Origin of the sequence: Methyloversatilis sp., assembly GCF_030698125.1 — a bacterium.
GTDB lineage: Bacteria > Pseudomonadota > Gammaproteobacteria > Burkholderiales > Rhodocyclaceae > Methyloversatilis.
In genome coordinates this window covers 33,295-49,840 of sequence record NZ_JAUYNV010000051.1, presented here as the reverse complement: position 1 = coordinate 49,840, position 16,546 = coordinate 33,295, and the positions used below count along the sequence as shown (strand labels likewise).

At 64.8% G+C, this 16,546-nt stretch carries 18 protein-coding genes; 17 read left to right on the top strand and 1 reads right to left on the bottom strand.

The window, feature by feature from the left end:
- Positions 1 to 88: 88 nt before the first annotated feature.
- From rnpA to Q8Q80_RS16735, 5 genes are all read left to right on the top strand, one after another.
- Positions 89 to 556, top strand: a complete 468-nt coding sequence (rnpA, locus tag Q8Q80_RS16755; RefSeq protein WP_305634011.1) for a ribonuclease P protein component — start codon at positions 89 to 91, stop codon at positions 554 to 556.
- A complete protein-coding gene (yidD, locus tag Q8Q80_RS16750) occupies positions 553 to 762 on the top strand; it encodes a membrane protein insertion efficiency factor YidD (RefSeq protein WP_069038899.1) in 210 nt (69 codons plus the stop codon). The genes rnpA and yidD overlap by 4 nt, the downstream gene beginning before the upstream one ends.
- Before the next feature lie 71 nt (positions 763 to 833).
- Positions 834 to 2,474 (top strand): membrane protein insertase YidC, encoded by a 1,641-nt coding sequence (gene yidC, locus Q8Q80_RS16745; RefSeq protein ID WP_305634010.1) that lies wholly within the window; start codon positions 834 to 836, stop codon positions 2,472 to 2,474.
- Between the two features lie 103 nt (positions 2,475 to 2,577).
- Positions 2,578 to 3,942, top strand: a complete 1,365-nt coding sequence (gene mnmE, locus Q8Q80_RS16740; protein WP_305634009.1) for a tRNA uridine-5-carboxymethylaminomethyl(34) synthesis GTPase MnmE — start codon at positions 2,578 to 2,580, stop codon at positions 3,940 to 3,942.
- Between the two features lie 30 nt (positions 3,943 to 3,972).
- Positions 3,973 to 4,734, top strand: a complete 762-nt coding sequence (locus Q8Q80_RS16735) for a TSUP family transporter (RefSeq protein WP_305634008.1) — start codon at positions 3,973 to 3,975, stop codon at positions 4,732 to 4,734.
- A gap of 45 nt (positions 4,735 to 4,779) precedes the next feature.
- Here Q8Q80_RS16735 and Q8Q80_RS16730 read toward each other — a convergent pair whose 3' ends face one another.
- A complete protein-coding gene (locus Q8Q80_RS16730) occupies positions 4,780 to 5,106 on the bottom strand; it encodes a hypothetical protein (protein WP_305634007.1) in 327 nt (108 codons plus the stop codon).
- 164 nt (positions 5,107 to 5,270) lie between these two features.
- Between Q8Q80_RS16730 and mnmG the strand changes: the two genes are divergently transcribed.
- The 12 genes from mnmG to Q8Q80_RS16670 all read left to right on the top strand — a co-directional run bounded on the left by mnmG (position 5,271) and on the right by Q8Q80_RS16670 (position 16,544).
- Positions 5,271 to 7,160, top strand: a complete 1,890-nt coding sequence (gene mnmG / locus Q8Q80_RS16725) for a tRNA uridine-5-carboxymethylaminomethyl(34) synthesis enzyme MnmG (RefSeq protein ID WP_305634006.1) — start codon at positions 5,271 to 5,273, stop codon at positions 7,158 to 7,160.
- 47 nt (positions 7,161 to 7,207) lie between these two features.
- Positions 7,208 to 7,846, top strand: a complete 639-nt coding sequence (gene rsmG / locus Q8Q80_RS16720; protein WP_305614083.1) for a 16S rRNA (guanine(527)-N(7))-methyltransferase RsmG — start codon at positions 7,208 to 7,210, stop codon at positions 7,844 to 7,846.
- Between the two features lie 7 nt (positions 7,847 to 7,853).
- On the top strand, positions 7,854 to 8,624 hold the full coding sequence (locus Q8Q80_RS16715) for a ParA family protein (protein WP_305634005.1): 771 nt from the start codon (positions 7,854 to 7,856) through the stop codon (positions 8,622 to 8,624).
- Between the two features lie 35 nt (positions 8,625 to 8,659).
- Positions 8,660 to 9,517 (top strand): ParB/RepB/Spo0J family partition protein, encoded by an 858-nt coding sequence (locus Q8Q80_RS16710; protein ID WP_305634004.1) that lies wholly within the window; start codon positions 8,660 to 8,662, stop codon positions 9,515 to 9,517.
- A 37-nt stretch (positions 9,518 to 9,554) separates the two neighbouring features.
- Positions 9,555 to 10,427: a DMT family transporter gene (locus Q8Q80_RS16705; protein WP_305634003.1), complete on the top strand. Its 873-nt coding sequence runs from the start codon at positions 9,555 to 9,557 to the stop codon at positions 10,425 to 10,427.
- Between the two features lie 174 nt (positions 10,428 to 10,601).
- Positions 10,602 to 10,931, top strand: a complete 330-nt coding sequence (locus tag Q8Q80_RS16700) for a c-type cytochrome (RefSeq protein ID WP_305634002.1) — start codon at positions 10,602 to 10,604, stop codon at positions 10,929 to 10,931.
- 163 nt (positions 10,932 to 11,094) lie between these two features.
- Entirely contained in the window at positions 11,095 to 12,027 is a 933-nt protein-coding gene (locus Q8Q80_RS16695; RefSeq protein WP_305634001.1) for an acyl-CoA desaturase, read from the top strand.
- 144 nt (positions 12,028 to 12,171) lie between these two features.
- Positions 12,172 to 13,425 carry a nidogen-like domain-containing protein gene (locus tag Q8Q80_RS16690; RefSeq protein WP_305634000.1) on the top strand — a complete coding sequence of 418 codons (1,254 nt, stop codon included), beginning with the start codon at positions 12,172 to 12,174 and terminating at the stop codon, positions 13,423 to 13,425.
- Positions 13,426 to 13,642: 217 nt separating this feature from the next.
- Entirely contained in the window at positions 13,643 to 14,854 is a 1,212-nt protein-coding gene (locus tag Q8Q80_RS16685; protein ID WP_305633999.1) for a branched-chain amino acid ABC transporter substrate-binding protein, read from the top strand.
- Positions 14,855 to 14,861: 7 nt separating this feature from the next.
- Positions 14,862 to 15,785 carry a branched-chain amino acid ABC transporter permease gene (locus tag Q8Q80_RS16680; protein ID WP_305633998.1) on the top strand — a complete coding sequence of 308 codons (924 nt, stop codon included), beginning with the start codon at positions 14,862 to 14,864 and terminating at the stop codon, positions 15,783 to 15,785.
- Positions 15,786 to 15,855: 70 nt separating this feature from the next.
- Positions 15,856 to 16,122, top strand: a complete 267-nt coding sequence (locus Q8Q80_RS16675) for a hypothetical protein (protein ID WP_305633997.1) — start codon at positions 15,856 to 15,858, stop codon at positions 16,120 to 16,122.
- Positions 16,119 to 16,544: a PIN domain-containing protein gene (locus tag Q8Q80_RS16670; RefSeq protein ID WP_305633996.1), complete on the top strand. Its 426-nt coding sequence runs from the start codon at positions 16,119 to 16,121 to the stop codon at positions 16,542 to 16,544. The genes Q8Q80_RS16675 and Q8Q80_RS16670 overlap by 4 nt, the downstream gene beginning before the upstream one ends.
- Positions 16,545 to 16,546: the final 2 nt, after the last annotated feature.

Here is a 16,546-nt window from a genome sequence, read left to right as displayed (position 1 = left end):
TCCGATATTTTCAGCCGCACCCGCTCCACCATGTCTGTAATCGTCCGGTCGTCTGCCATCCGGCAGCAGGCCGGATGGTAAATGCAACGTGAGCGAGGCAGGCACGGCAGAACTACCCGAAAAACCGCCGCGAGGAACGTTCAGTTTCCGCCCGGTATTCCGGCTCAGAAAAACGGATGAGTTTTCATCCGTTTTTGCTTTACGGCGCACACAGCGCAGTCGTCATTTCGTGATCCATCACGGTCCGGTCAAAGCGTCCGGACCGGATGCCGAGACCGGACCGCGTCTGGGTGTTGTGGTCGCAAAGCGGCACCTTAAACGCGCGCATGATCGCAATCTGGTCAAGCGTCTGGCGCGCGAAGCATTCCGCCACGCGCGAGCCGGATTGCGGCCACTCGACCTGGTGCTGCGCCTGAATTCGCGGCCTGATGGTCTGGACCGCAAGGCGCTGCGGGCGGAACTTGACCAGCTTTTTGGCCGGATGCGTCCGCCGGCCGTAGCGCCCGATGCCGGGCCGTCCAGCGGGAAGCCGCCTGTTCCGGAGCCAGCCAGTTGAAAAGTCTTCTGCTGTCCGTACTTGCCGTGTATCGCTACGCCATCAGTCCCATGCTGGGCGCGAACTGCCGTTTTCTGCCCAGCTGTTCCGAATACGCCACCGAAGCGATCCGCCGCCATGGCAGCCTGCGTGGCGGCTGGCTGTCGCTCAGGCGCATTGCGCGCTGCCATCCGTGGAACCCCGGGGGGCACGATCCGGTGCCTTGAGCACCGGGTTTTCCCGGCCGCTTCCACGATCGCTTTCCACTCAACGACGCATTTTTCCGACGATTCCCCAGATGGATACCCAACGCTCCGCCCTGTTGATCGTTTTCCTGTTTTCGCTGTTCATGCTGTGGGACGGCTGGCAGCGGCAGTCGCAGCCACCGGTCGCTGTGGCACCGGCTGCCGACGCGGTGGCGCAGTCGCCGGGTGCCCAGGCACCGGTGCCGACCGTGAGTACGCCGGCTGGCGCAACCGATGTACCGGCCGTGCCGGTCGTGGCGCAGACGACCGCGACCCGTGTGGTGACCGATCTGTTCATCGCCGATGTGTCGGCCGAGGGTGGCTCAATCATCCGGCTCGAACTGCTGCAGCACAAGGCGGGCCCCGAGGCGACCGGCAATTTCGTGCTGCTCGACAATGGCGGAGCCCACCTCTATCACGCGCAGAGCGGCCTGATCGGTGAAGGGCTGCCGACGCACAAGACGGTGTTCCAGCTGCCGGAAGGCGAATTGACGCTGGCCGATGGTCAGGACAAGGTCGAATTGCGCATGACGGCGCCCGGTGGCGAAGGCGTAACGGTGACCAAGGTGCTCACCTTCACGCGTGGCAGCTACCAGATCGGTACCCGCTACGAAGTGGCGAATGCCTCGCAGTCGCCGGTCAGTGCGCATGCCTACTTCCAGCTGCTTCGCGACGGCAAGCCCACCGCCGGCGGCAATGCAATGCTGAGTACCTTCACCGGCCCGGCCTTCTATACCGATCAGGGCAAGTACCAGAAGATCGACTTTTCGGACATCGCCGACAATTCGGCCAAGTTCGTCAGCAAGGCGCCGGATGGCTGGGTGGCGCTGGTGCAGCACTATTTCGTCAGTGCCTTCGTGCCGCCGAAGGGCGCCGATCGCGAGTTCTTCGCGCGCAAGGTCGGCAATGACCTGTACACGGCAGGCGTTGTCGTTCCGCTTGCTGCGGCAGCGCCGGGCGCCACCTCGTCGATCGAGGTTCCGCTCTACGCCGGCCCGCAGATCCAGGAGGATCTGGTGGCGCTGGCGCCGGGCCTCGATCTGGTGGTCGATTACGGTTTCCTGACCATCATCGCATCGCCGATGCACTGGGTACTGGCGAAGTTGCACGACATGGTCGGCAACTGGGGCTGGGCCATCATCCTGTTGACGATTTTGATCAAGGCCATCTTCTTCCCGCTGTCCGCTGCCAGTTATCGTTCGATGGCCAAGCTTCGCGTGGTCACGCCGCGCATGCAGCAGATCAAGGAGCGCCACGGCGGCGATCGCATGCGCATGCAGCAGGAAATGATGGAGCTGTACAAGACGGAAAAGATCAATCCGCTCGGCGGCTGCCTGCCCATCGTGGTGCAGATCCCGGTGTTCATTGCGCTGTACTGGGTGCTGCTGGGCAGCGTCGAAATGCGCAACGCGCCGTGGATTGGCTGGATTACCGACCTGTCGATCAAGGATCCCTACTTCGTTCTGCCCATCATCATGGGTATCACGATGTTCGTGCAGACCAAGCTGAATCCGACGCCGCCGGACCCGATCCAGGCCAAGGTGATGCTGTTCCTGCCGATCGTATTCACCGGCATGTTCCTGTTTTTCCCGTCCGGCCTGGTGCTGTACTGGGTGGTGAACAATGTGCTGTCGATCGCCCAGCAGTGGCAGATCACCCGCATGATCGAAAGCGGCAAGACCGCGAAAACCTGATCCCGCAGACTTTCGTTCCGGCGCCCAGGGCGCCGCGACTGCAATCACCCACGACGGGTTGTATTGTGGGCGCGGCGCCCTCTTCGTTAACGGACCCCCGATCATGCATCCAGTCAGGTACCCCAGCGACACCATTGCAGCCATCGCCACGGCGACCGGTCGAGGCGGCATCGGCGTCGTACGGGTGTCCGGCAGCCGGGCGGCCGATGTTGCACTTGGCGTGCTCGGGCGCCTGCCGCCTGCGCGCCAGGCTTCTTTCCTGAAGTTTCTGGCAGGCGACAGCGCGGTGCTGGATCACGGCATCGCGCTGTGGTTCGCGGCGCCGGCGTCCTACACCGGAGAGAATGTGCTCGAGCTGCATGGTCATGGCGGCAGTGCGGTGCTGCAGTCGGTGCTCGTACGCTGCTTCGAACTGGGTGCCCGCCCTGCCCGCCCGGGCGAATTCACCGAACGTGCTTTCCTGAACGACCGCATCGATCTGGCCCAGGCCGAAGCGGTGGCAGACCTTATCGACGCCAGCACGTCGTCGGCGGCGCGCTCGGCCATGCGTTCGCTGGACGGGGAGTTCTCGCGCCACGTTCATCAGCTGGAAGACGCACTGGTCAATCTTCGACTGTTCGTAGAGGCGACGCTGGACTTTCCCGAAGAAGACGTCGAATTCATCGAACAGTCGGGCGCCCGGCGCAAGCTCGACGACGTGATGCGGGCGGTCGGCGCGTTGCGCGAAAGAGCGCGCTGCGGCGCGGTGCTGCGCGATGGACTGACGGTCGTGCTGGCGGGCGCGCCGAACGTCGGCAAGTCGAGCCTGCTCAATGCGCTGTCCGGGGAAGACCGTGCCATCGTGACCGATATCGCCGGCACCACGCGCGACACCTTGCGCGAGCTGATTTCGATCGACGGCGTACCGCTTCACATCATCGACACGGCGGGGCTGCGCGACACGACTGATCCGGTCGAGCAGGCCGGCATCGCCCGCACGAAGCGCGAGCTCGATCGCGCGCATGCCGTTGTTCACCTGATCGACGCGACGACCGGGTTCGATGCGGCGGCGCGGCGCATTGACGAAGGCTTGCCGGACGGGCTGAAGCGCATACGCGTATTCAACAAGATAGATCTCACCGATGACTCGCCCCACGCCGAGCGCGCGGGCGATGTCGTCTCGGTATGGCTGTCTGCCCGCGATGGAATGGGACTGGACCTGCTTCGCACAGCCTTGCTTGATTGCATCGGCTGGCACGGCGGCGCGGAAGATGCGCTGTCTGCCCGTGCCCGGCACCTGCATGCGCTCGATACGGCGATAGACAGGCTGGACGTTGCGCGCACCTGTATCGCTGGCAAAGTCTTGCAGCTGGATTTGTTTGCCGAAGAACTGCGGCTCGCCCACCGTGCCCTGGGTGACATCACCGGCGAATTCACGCCGGATGATCTTCTGGGCGAAATCTTCTCCCGCTTCTGCATCGGAAAGTGATGTTCCACGTGAAACATCCGGGCGTGTGTTGTGGTCGCTGATTTCACCCTGCTGGTCGTCGGCGCATTCTTCGCAGGTCTTGTGGACGCCATGGTCGGTGGCGGCGGTCTGGTGCAGATACCGCTGCTGTTCAACGTGTTTCCGGGCGTTGCGCCCGCGACGCTGTTCGGTACCAACAAGGCCGTAAGCATCGTCGGGACCACTTTCGCGGCGCGCCGCTACCTTGGCAAGGTAGACATGGACTGGCGGGTGCTCTGGCGTGCTGCGCTGGCGGCATTCATTGCGTCATTTGCCGGTGCGGCGGCGGTCGGTCTGTTCCCGCCGCAAATGCTGCGACCTTTGGTCATCGTGCTGCTGGTCGCTGTGCTTGCCTACACGCTGAAGAAAAAGGACTTTGGCGCGTCGTCGCGCGGAATGGACAGAAAGCCGCGCCCGGTGCTTGCACTGTTGCTTGGCGCTGCGATCGGCTTCTACGACGGCTTCTTCGGGCCCGGTACGGGCAGCTTCCTGATCTTTCTGTTCATCCGATGTTATGCGTGGGATTTCCTGCGCGCGTCGGCGGCTGCCAAGGTGGTTAACGTCAGTACCAATCTCGCAGCCCTGTGCTGGTTCGTTCCCGTGGGCGCCATCATGGTCAAGGTGGCTGCGCTGATGGCGCTGGCCAATCTTGCTGGCGCATGGGTCGGAGCCCACCTTGCAATGAAAAACGGCGCACTGTTCGTGCGCCGCGTATTCATCGTCGTGGTCAGTGTGCTGATCGCACGGTTGACCTGGGACGTGTTGACCACCTGAACGATGTTTCACGTGAAACATCGTGAAGGCGTAGCCGAGACAAGATCAATGACCGAAGCGGATCGGCGGCAGCACGATGGTCACGCCGCCGCCCCCACGATGACCATGGTGGCCGTAGCCGCCATAGCCGTAGTACCGCGGTGGTGCGACGTAGTAGGCAGGCCCACCGTAGTAGTGGTTGCTGACCCGCGGACCGTGATGTCGGTGGCCGTAGCTGCGGTGATGGCGCCCGAAATCATGGTGCCCGCGGTAGTCTTTCTGGTAGCCGTGGTGACGGTCGCCGCCGTGACCACGCCAATCGTCGCGGTCAGCCATGGCAACACCGCTGAAAGTCAATGTGAGCGCGGCAAGTACCGAACTGAGGATTTTCATGGTTCTTACTCGTGGTGAACACGACACAAGCGTAGTGAGCGCGGACGCTTTGCGCCGTAAGCAACTGTAAGAACTTGCAAGGCTGCAAGGGCGTGCGACCTTGGTAATCGTTGCCTTCGGTCGTATCATTCAGCCCCTTCGCCTTATTTTGCATTGCAGCGAAAATGGATTTCCCGACCCGTTACGACGTGATCGTCATTGGCGGCGGTCACGCCGGTACCGAAGCCGCGCTGGCGGCTGCGCGCACCGGCGCACGTACGCTGCTGCTGACGCACAACATCGAAACGCTGGGCCAGATGTCGTGCAATCCGTCGATCGGCGGCATCGGCAAGGGTCATCTGGTGAAGGAAGTCGATGCGCTCGGCGGTGCGATGGCGCTGGCTACCGACGAGTCTGGCATACAGTTCCGCACACTCAATGCCAGCAAGGGCCCGGCGGTGCGCGCCACGCGCGCCCAGGCCGACCGCGTTCTGTACAAGGCGGCCATCCGCAGCCGGCTTGAAAATCAGCCGAACCTCGATCTGTTCCAGCAGGCTGCCGCCGATCTGATCATGGAAGGGGACCGTGTCGCCGGCGTCGTGACCGAAGTCGGTATCCGCTTCCGTGCGCGGTCGGTTGTGCTGACTGCCGGCACCTTCCTGAATGGCCGGGTACACGTCGGTCTGGAAAACCATTCCGCCGGTCGCGCAGGCGATCCACCCGCGATCCGCCTGGCCGAAAAGCTGAAGGAACTTGCGCTGCCGCAGGGTCGCCTGAAGACCGGCACGCCACCGCGCATCGACGGTCGCAGCATCGATTATTCGTTGATGGAAGCGCAGCCGGGCGATGACCCGGTGCCGGTGTTCAGCTTCATCGGCAAGCGCGCCATGCATCCGCGCCAGTTGCCATGCTGGATCACGCACACCACGACGCGCACGCACGACATCATCCGCGGCGGTCTTGATCGCTCGCCGATGTACACCGGCGTGATCGAAGGCGTCGGTCCGCGCTACTGCCCGAGCATCGAGGACAAGATCCACCGCTTCGCCGACCGCGACAGCCACAACATCTTCCTGGAACCGGAGGGCCTGACGACGCACGAGGTCTATCCGAACGGCATTTCAACCTCGCTGCCGTTCGACGTGCAGGTCGATCTGGTGCGCAGCATTCCGGGACTGGAAAACGCCCACATCCTGCGGCCGGGCTACGCGATCGAATACGATTACTACGACCCGCGCGGTCTGAAGTCGTCGCTGGAAACCCGCGCCATCGAAGGCCTGTTCTTCGCCGGTCAGATCAATGGCACGACCGGCTATGAAGAAGCCGCCGCGCAGGGCCTGCTGGCAGGCCTCAATGCGGCGCGTCAGGTACGTGGCCTCGACGCTTGGTGCCCGGCACGCAGTGACGCCTACCTTGGCGTGCTGGTTGATGACCTGATCACGCGCGGCGTGTCGGAGCCCTACCGAATGTTTACCTCGCGCGCCGAGTACCGGCTCAGTCTGCGCGAGGACAACGCCGACCTGCGGCTGACCGACATCGCGCGCGACATGGGCTTGATCGACGACGCGCGCTGGGATGCCTACAACCGCAAGCGCGACGCGATCGCCGGCGAAACGCAGCGCCTGCGCGCGACCTGGGTACGCCCGGACACCGTTCCTGCGAACGACGCCATCCGTGTGCTCGGCAAGCCGATCGAGCACGAGTATTCGTTGTTCGACCTGTTGCGCCGGCCGGACGTGAGCTACGCCGCGCTGATGACACTGCCGGGCGCGCCCGAGCCGATCACTGACATCGACGCGATCGAACAGCTGGACATCCTGGCCAAGTACCAGGGTTACATCGATCGCCAGCAGGATGAAGTCGAGCGCCTGCGCGCCACCGAAGACACGCGCCTGCCTGACGACATGGATTACGCCGCCGTGACCGGCCTGTCGCGCGAGGTGCGCCAGAAGCTGGTTCAGCACCGCCCGGAAACGCTGGGCCAGGCCTCGCGCATCCAGGGCATCACGCCGGCCGCGATATCGCTGCTGCTGGTACACCTGAAGAAGCGTCAGGCCGTGCGCAGCGCGGCCTGAGCGGACAAGCCGACCCCCGAATTGAAGTTGCCTCAAGCGATCTGCCCATGACCTTGCAAACCGAACTGGCCGCCGGCCTCAACGTCCTCGACCTGTCGATTCCCGCTGCCGCGCAAACGCGACTGCTGCGTTTCATCGCGCTGATGGCCAAGTGGAACGCGGTGTACAACCTCACCGCGATCCGCGAAGAGTCGCGCATGCTGACGCATCACCTGCTCGATGCGCTGTCGATTGCCCGCTTCATTCCGGACGGTTCGACGCTGATCGACATCGGTTCCGGTGGCGGCGTGCCGGGCATTCCGCTGGCCATCGCGCGGCCCGACCTCGATGTGCTGTCAGTCGAGCCGAATTCAAAGAAGGCGTCGTTCCAGCAGCAGGTACGCATCGACCTCGGCCTGGAGAACTTCGACGTGCAGATTGCGCGCGCCGAAGCGGTCGAGCTGTCGCAGAGCCGTGACTTCATCGTGTCGCGCGCCTTTGGCGATCTGGCCGATTTCATCAAGGTGGCCGGACATCTGCTGAAGCCCGACGGCCAGATGCTGGCGATGAAGGGCGTTTACCCGGATGAGGAAGTGCGCGCCATTCCCGCCGGCTGGGCCTTGCGCCGGGCCGAGGAACTGCAGGTGCCGGGCGTCGAGGGCGCGCGTCATCTGCTGTGGCTTGCCCGCGTGCCCGCTGCAGGCTGACCGGCCGATGCCGCGCATCTTCGCCATCGCCAACCAGAAAGGCGGGGTCGGCAAGACGACGACCAGCGTCAACCTCGCCGCCGCGCTGGGTCAAGCTGGCCAGCGCACGCTGCTGGTCGACCTCGATCCCCAGGGCAACGCCACGATGGGCGCCGGCGTCGACAAGCGCACGCTCAAGTCCAGCGTCTACCCGGTGCTGCTCGGCCTGGCCTCGCTCGTCGAAGCGCGCGTCACCAGCCCGCATGCCGGTCTGGACGTGCTGCCGGCCAACCGTGACCTGGCGGGTGCAGAAGTCGAGCTGGTCCAGATTGAAAATCGGGAAAACCGATTGAAGAATGCCATTTCGGAGTGCGCAGACGATTACGACTTCGTGCTGATCGACTGCCCGCCCAGCCTGAGCCTGCTTACGCTGAACGGCCTGTGCGCGGCGCACGGCGTCATCATTCCGATGCAGTGCGAGTACTACGCGCTCGAAGGTCTGTCCGATCTGGTGAACACCATCAAGAAGGTGCACGCCAACCTGAACCGCGACCTGAAGGTGATCGGACTGCTGCGCGTCATGTTCGACCCGCGCAGCACGCTGTCGCAGCAGGTGTCGGCCCAGCTCGAATCGCACTTCGGTGACAAGGTGTTCAGAACCGTTGTCCCGCGCAACGTCCGTCTGGCAGAAGCCCCCAGCTACGGCGTGCCGGGCGTGCTGTTCGACAAGAGCGCCAAGGGCGCACAGGCCTACACCGCGTTCGCGCAGGAAATGATCGAGCGGGTGAAAACCCTTTAGCTGCGTACATCCGCCATAAAAGAAGAAGGCAAACAATGACCCCACCCAAACAGAAAGGTCTCGGCCGCGGGCTCGATGCGCTGCTGGCCGGCAATTCCGGCGAGTCAGGCAACGCCGGCGAGCTGCGAACATTGGCAGTCGGCGCGCTGCAGCCGGGCAAGTACCAGCCACGCACGCGCATGGATCCCGGCTCGCTCGAAGAGCTGGCCGAGTCGATCCGCGCGCAGGGCATCATGCAGCCCATCCTGGTGCGCGAGGTCGCGCGCGAGCGCTTCGAAATCATCGCCGGCGAACGCCGCTGGCGTGCCGCACAGCTGGCCGGGCTGACCGAAGTTCCGGCGCTGGTGCGCGAGATCGCCGACGAAGCCGCGCTGGCGATGAGCCTGATCGAGAACATCCAGCGCGAGAACCTGAATCCGCTCGAGGAGGCGGCCGGCGTGCAGCGGCTGATCGACGAATTCGGCATGACGCATGAGCAGGCGGCCACAGCAATCGGCCGCTCGCGCTCGGCCACCACCAATCTGCTGCGACTGCTGCAGCTGGCCGAGCCGGTACAGGAACAACTCATTACCGGCGACCTCGACATGGGCCATGCGCGCGCGCTGCTGACGCTGCCGCGCGCCGACCAGATCGCGCTGGCCAATCGCGTCGTCGCGCAGGGCCTGACCGTGCGCGACACCGAAAAGCTGGTGGCGCAGGGCGGCGTGGCCGAACAGGGCGGCAAGCGCGCCGCCAGCGTGCCGCGCGATCTGGCGCGGCTGGAAGAGGAACTGTCCGATCTGCTGGGTGCTGCGGTCAGTGTGCAGGCCAACGCGCGTGGTGCTGGCAAGGTGGCCATCCGTTTCAACGACCTCGACCAGCTCGACGGCCTGATCGCGCGCCTGCGCGGCTGAGCGCCCAGCCGGCGTTCTGCCGTCGTCGCAACGCCGTATGCGTTCAGCCATCGAGTTCCTGCTGCTGGGTCTGGTCTGGGGGGCGTCGTTCGCGCTGTACCGCGTGGCGATTCCGGAATTCGGCCTCGGCGCGACCGTCAGCCTGCGCCTGCTGCTGGCGGCGACGGCACTGTGCCTCGTATTCGGTTCGCCGTTGCGCCGCGTCGCGGCCCTCGACCGGCGGCGCACGCTGGGCTGGCTCGCACTGATCGGCGCCGGCACCACCGCGCTGCCTTTCACGCTGTTCGCTGAAACCGTCATGCGCTCCAGCGCCGGATTTGCCGCGGTGCTCAATGCCAGTTCGCCCCTCTTTTCCGCCCTGCTCGCGGTGTGCGTGTGGCACGAGGCGCTGTCCCGCAGCAAGGCGGTCGGCCTGCTGCTGGGCTTTGCCGGCGTCGCATTGCTGGCCAGCCTGCGCGAGCTCGGCCCGTTGCGCATCGGTATCGACGCCGTGTTGCTCGGCCTGGCCGGCGCCGCCTGCTACGGGCTGGGCGTGCAACTGGCGCGGCGCAAGCTCGGCGATCTGGATGCATCGTCGGTCGCGACCGGGTTTTCGGTCACCGGCGCGCTGCTGCTGTTGCCCTGGGCGCTGGCGTCGCTGCCCGCGGCGCTGCCGTCGTGGCCGGCAATCGCTGCGGTGCTGGTACTCGGCCTGGTGTCGACCGCACTCGGCAACGTCATGTACTTCCGGCTGCTTGGCCGCATCGGCGCGACGCCCGCGCTGAGTGTCACTTTCGTGATTCCGCCGTTCGCCATGCTGTGGGGTCACCTGCTGTTCGAAGAGGTGCCGACACCCGCCATGCTGGCCAGCACGGCAGTCATTCTGGCCGGCACCGCGCTGACCCTGGGCTGGCGGCGAACGCCTGGGTGATATTCCCGGTCAACGGACGGCGCGGGACTGCCGTTATGCGCTAGCGTCGCTGCGCTTCGCGTGACTTGTTCACCTTCTGCGGCTGGACTAGACTTGCGACCCGCGCCGCCCGGGTTGATGCCGGAGAGCCCGGCCCCGCGATAATCATTGGTTAAACTACTGTCGAGGAACGTCATGAGAACGATCATTTCCGCTGCCGTCTGTGCCATCGCGCTCGTGAGCGCACCGGCTTTCGCCAGCAAGGACCTGGCTACTGCCAAGGGCTGTCTGGGCTGTCATGCCATCGAAAAGGCCGGCGTCCTCGGCCCGGGCTATCAGGCGGTGGCGAAGAAATACGAAGGTCAGAAGGACGCCGAAGGCAAACTGGCGACTTTCATCCGCGCCGGCACGCCGGCTGGCTCCAAGCTGATGTGGGGCGGCGCGGTGCCGATGCCGGCCAATCCCGCCCTCAGCGAAGCCGACGCCAAGAAGCTGGCTGCCTGGATCCTCGCGGGCGCCAAATAAGGCTGCAAGGCATGCTGCGCAGCAGAAAGCCGGCTGGCGACAGCCGGCTTTTCTTGTTTGTCCAGCCGGAATAGCAGCCTTTACACCCCTTTCATCAGGCCAAAGGGTGACGCCGACCTTGCTAAGCTCGCGCCGGACATGTGTCTGTCAGGAGAAGTCGAGCATGAGTGAAACGGCCCCGCCGCGCGTTCGTTACGGCAAGCAGGTCACCGAATCGATCAATCAGACCCGGGTGCGCTACGTCATCCTGTTCGGCTGCGCGATGGCCACCCCCTTCCTCTTTCCGCCGACCTGGCCGCTCGTGCTGCTCGCCGTTGCCAGTTACGCGCTGCGCATGTTCGGGGTCGAAGCCATCTACCACCGCTACTTTTCGCACCGCGCCTTCAAGTGCTCGCGCCCGGTGCAGTTCGTGCTCGCGGTGATTGCGTCGCAGTGCGGCCAGCACGGGCCGCTGTGGTGGGCATCGGTGCATCGCGTCCATCACCAGAACGTCGAACAGCCGGACGATCCGATCTCGCCGCGCCAGCACGGACTGATGCAGTCGCACGTCGGCTGGGTGTGGTGCGAGCGCTACAAGGACACCGATCTCGACGTGGTGCCCGACTTCGCCCGCTTCCCGGAAATCCTGTGGGTGAACAAGCACTACACGCTGCTCATGCTGTCCGGCGCCTTCTGCATCTGGCTGCTGGCGACGGCCGGTGCCTTCGGCCCGACCGTGACCGGCGGGGCTGCGCTGATGTGGGGCTTCTTCCTGCCGACCGCGCTCGGCGTACAGACGGTGTCACTGGTCAATTCGATCGGTCATTTCGGCCATCTGCCCGGTGGCTATCGCCGCTTCGACACCGACGACGATTCGGTCAACCGCCCGCTGCTGGCACTGCTGACGATGGGTGGCGGCTGGCACAACAATCACCATCGCTACGGCGCCAGCGCACGCGCCGGCTTCGCCTGGTACGAAATCGACCTGACCTACTACATCCTCAAATTGCTGGCCATATTGGGCATCATCCGCGACCTGCGCGACCAGTTGCCGGACGATGTGCGGGAAGAAGGCGGATTGGCGCCGGCTGCCTCGAAGGTCGGTGACCTCCGCTGATGGCGTGTCGCACTTTTTTACAGAGCGGATGGCAGTGCTGCAACGCATGACCGGAGTGCCTTGTTCCCGTACATCATTTTTATGACATGACTGTGATGGAACGATAGTTGCTGAGCTCCCGCATTGCGTTCAAGGAGCTCCACCATGGTCTTTCGTCGTCTTGCCCTGCCCCTGCTGCTCGCCTCGTTCGTCGGTTCGGCGCAGGCCATTCCGCTGCTTGATTTCGGGGTCGGCGAAGAAGGCTTCGGCACCGAGTTCCTGCCCGCGAATGACGACGGCTCGACCAACCTGCTGGACCTGCCGTTCGACATCAACTTCTTCGGCAGCACGTACAGCAGCTTTTTCGTCAACAACAACGGCAACATCACCTTCGAGTCTGCACTCGGCACCTTCACGCCGGATCCCTTCCCCGTCGCCAGTCAGCCGATGATTGCGCCGTACTGGGCTGACGTCGACACGCGTGTGGCGGGCAATCTGTGGATCCACTCGCCGAATGCCGACACCCTCGCGGTGACCTGGTCGTCCGTCGGCTACTTCGGTGACCAGATTCCCGGTGGCGGTGAAGAAGGCGGCGAAGGCAGCGGTGAAACGCTGCTCGCCGCGGCCGTCGGTCCGAAGACGAACAGCTTCCAGCTGGTGCTGCGCAATCGCGCCGACACCGGCACTGGCAACTTCGATGTGGATTTCCGCTACGAGCGCCTCGAATGGACCACCGGCGACGCCAGTGAAGGCACGGCTGGCCTGGGTGGCATCCCTGCACAGGCCGGCTATGACGCCGGTGATGGCGTCAATTTCCTGACGCTGCCCGGATCGCGCTCCGACGCCGTGCTCGACCTGCAGCACGCGAGCAATGTGTCGTCCGAGACTCCGGGTCTGTGGACGTTCGCCATCCGCAACGGCGCACCGCCCGGATCGTCGCCGTCGAACCCGCTGCTGCCGGTGGCCACCGATGAGGGCTGGTCGTTCACCTTCAACGTACGCCCGGGCGAAACCTTCTTCATCGACCCCGACATCGCCATCGGCTACGACTACTTCCTCGAAAGCGGCCCGCTGTTCGCCAGCGTGCTGCTGCCGGAACTGGGCGACAACGCCTACGAAGTCTGGCTGTGGAACGGCGCCGAATGGGTGTTCGCCGACAACGTGCTGGCCGGCGAGGAATACACGCTGAGCGATGGCGTCGACCGCTTCCGCGTGCTCGGCATCGAAGAAAGCCTGGCACTCGATCCGCTGAACCCGACCGCCTTCGTGACCGGACTGACCTTCGCCGGAGCCGGTGCGGTCCAGCTGTCGCAGAACCCCATCGTGCTGTCGTTGCCGGTGCCCGAGCCGGAAACGTATGCGATGTTCCTCGCCGGTCTGGGCCTGATCGTGGCGGCACGCCGCCGCGCGCGCAGCTGACGCCGCCGCGCGCGCAGCTGACGCAGGCGCGCGCGCAGCTGACGCAGGCGCGCCTCAGGAGTGCCGAAAAGCCGGCGTGCGAGCTGACGCAATCGCACGGCGGCTTTTTTGTCGACCGTCCGTCCGGCGCAGTAGCGCACAAACAAAATTGACGCTGCCCGCAGCCGCCCGCAAAATCCGGCGCTGACCTTCTTTCCAGCCTTGCGGAGACTTTTCCATGACCCAGCCCTTCCCGTCGCGTCCCCTGCCTGCGCTTCTCGTTCTGTCGGCCTGCCTGCTCGCGGCGTGCGGCGAACAGTCCGATACGGCGCCGTCGGCGGCACCCGTGGCCGGAGAACCGTCGATGGAAGCGCCGCTCGTCGTGCGGCTGGGTCATGTGGCCCCGCTGACCGGGCCGCAGGCGCATCTGGGCAAGGACAACGAGAACGGCGCCCGGCTGGCCATCGACGACCTGAATGCCGAAGGCTTCCAGATCGGCGACAAGCGGGCGCGTTTCGAACTGCTCGGCGAAGACGACCAGGCCGATCCGCGCCAGGGCACGACCGTGGCGCAGAAGCTCGCCGATTCGCGCGTCAATGCGGTGATCGGTCACCTGAACAGCGGCACCACCATTCCCGCGTCACGTATCTATCACGACGCCGGCATCGTGCAGGTGTCGCCGTCAGCGACCAACCCGCAATACACCCGGCAGGGGTACGCCGGCGCCTTCCGCGTGTTCGCCGACGACGTGCAGCAGGGCGGTGCGCTCGGCGCGTTCGCGATGAAGAACCTCAATGCGCGGCGCATCGCCATCATCGATGACCGCACCGCCTACGGCCAGGGTCTGGCCGACGAATTCGAGAAGGCCGCCAAGGCGGCCGGCGCTGAAATCGTCACCCGCGAGTACACGACCGACAAGGCGACCGACTTCGCCTCCATCCTGACCAAGGTGAAATCGACGTCGGCCGACCTCCTGTTCTACGGCGGCATGGACACCCAGGCCGGTCCGATGGCGCGCCAGCTGAAGACGCTCAACCTGGGCATTCCGATGCTGTTCGGCGACGGCGGCTGCACGGTCGAATTCCACAAGCTGGCCGGCGAGGGCGCCGAAGGTCACTACTGCTCACTGCCCGGCGTGCCGCTGGACAAGATGGCCGGCGGCACCGCCTTCCGTGATCGCTACAAGGCGAAGTTCAACACCGACATCCAGCTCTACGCGCCGTATGCGTACGACGCGGTGCGCGTGGTGGCCGAAGCGATGAGGAAGGCCGGCTCGACCGACCGCATGAAATTCCTGCCCGAGCTCGAACAGATCAACTACCCGGGCCTGACCGCGCAGATCGCCTTCGACGAAAAGGGCGACATCAAGAACGGCGCAGTGACGCTGTACCAGGCGAAGTCCGGTGCCTGGTCGCCGCTGGAGACAGTGGGCGGCGACGCGACGCCGTAAGCGCCGCGTGGACATTTTCATCCAGCAGATCATCAATGGTCTGGTGCTCGGCAGCATCTACGCGCTGGTGGCACTGGGCTACACGATGGTCTACGGCATCCTCGGGCTGATCAATTTCGCGCACGGCGAGGTGGTGATGATCGGTGCGCTGACTGCGCTGACCGCCATCGGCCTGCTGGTGCCGTCCGGCCTGCCCGGCCCGGTGGTGGTGCTCGGTGGCCTGCTGATCGCGATTCCGGTCTGCATGGCGGTCGGCTTCTCGATCGAGCGCATCGCTTACCGGCCGCTGCGCAACGCGCCGCGGCTGGCACCGCTGATCACCGCCATCGGCGTGTCCATCGTGCTGCAGCAGCTGGCCATGATGGGCTGGGGCCGCAACTACCACACCTTTCCGGCCATCCTGCCGACCACGCCGCACCAGGTGTTCGGCGCCGCGATCACCGATCTGCAGATCCTCATCGTCGTCACCGCCGCCGTGCTGATGTCGGCGCTGCTGTGGTTGATCACGCGCACCCGGCTCGGCCGCGCGATGCGCGCGACGTCCGAGAACCCCGCGGTCGCGCGGCTGATGGGTGTCGACGTCGATCGCGTCATCGCCATCACCTTCGTGCTCGGCTCGGCGCTTGCGGCGGTGGCTGGCGTCATGGTCGCGGCCAACTACTCGATCGCGCACTACGCCATGGGCTTCATGCTCGGCCTGAAGGCATTCACCGCCGCCGTGCTGGGCGGCATCGGCAATGTCGGCGGCGCCATGCTGGGCGGCCTCTTGCTGGGCATTATCGAAAGTCTGGGCGCCGGCTACATCGGCGACCTGACAGGCGGTTTCCTCGGCAGCCACTATCAGGATGTGTTCGCCTTCTTCGTGCTCATCCTGGTGCTGGTATTCCGTCCGTCCGGCCTGATGGGCGAGAAAGTGGCGGAACGGGCATGAGCGCAGGGCATCTTTAACACATGACCTGTGCTACGCTGGTCCCGTGTGATTTTTCGATGTCGAGGGCACCATGGCCAATCTGACGTTGGTGATTGATGACGAGGTGCTGCAGAAGGCGAGAATCCGGGCAGCGAGCGAAGGGACTTCGGTCAATGCGGTCGTGCGCGAGCAGATTGCCCGCTACGCCAGCGGCCGCGAGGCGCGCCTGCGCGCGTTGGCTGAACTCGACGCACTGGTCGACCGCCTTCAGCCCTCCAGCGGAGACGGCTGGACCTTCGATCGCAACGACATCTATGAAGAGCGGATGTCCCGTCATGGCCCGGCGCGCGAGCAGTGAAATTCTTCTTCGACACGAATGTGCTGCTGTACCGGATAGATACGGCTGACCCGATCAAGCAGCAGGCCGCCCGCGCGTGCTTCAATCACCACGCCGAAGCCGGCAACGCAGTCATCAGCACGCAAGTCATGCAGGAATTCCATTACGTGCTTCGAGCACGATTCGCGTCCACCGTTCCGGCGGAGGACGCTTTCCGCATGACCGAGGCGCTGACCGTGCTGGACGTCGTGCAGGTCACGCCGCAACTGGTATTGATCGCGGCGCGGCGCAGTCAGCATCATCGACTGTCGTTCTGGGACGCGCTCATCGTTTCGGCGGCCGCCCATGCCGGATGCGGCACGCTGATCACCGAAGACCTCAGTCACGGGCAGGTGATAGACGGCGTGCGCGTCGAGAACCCATTTCCCGGTAACGCCGCGTGACC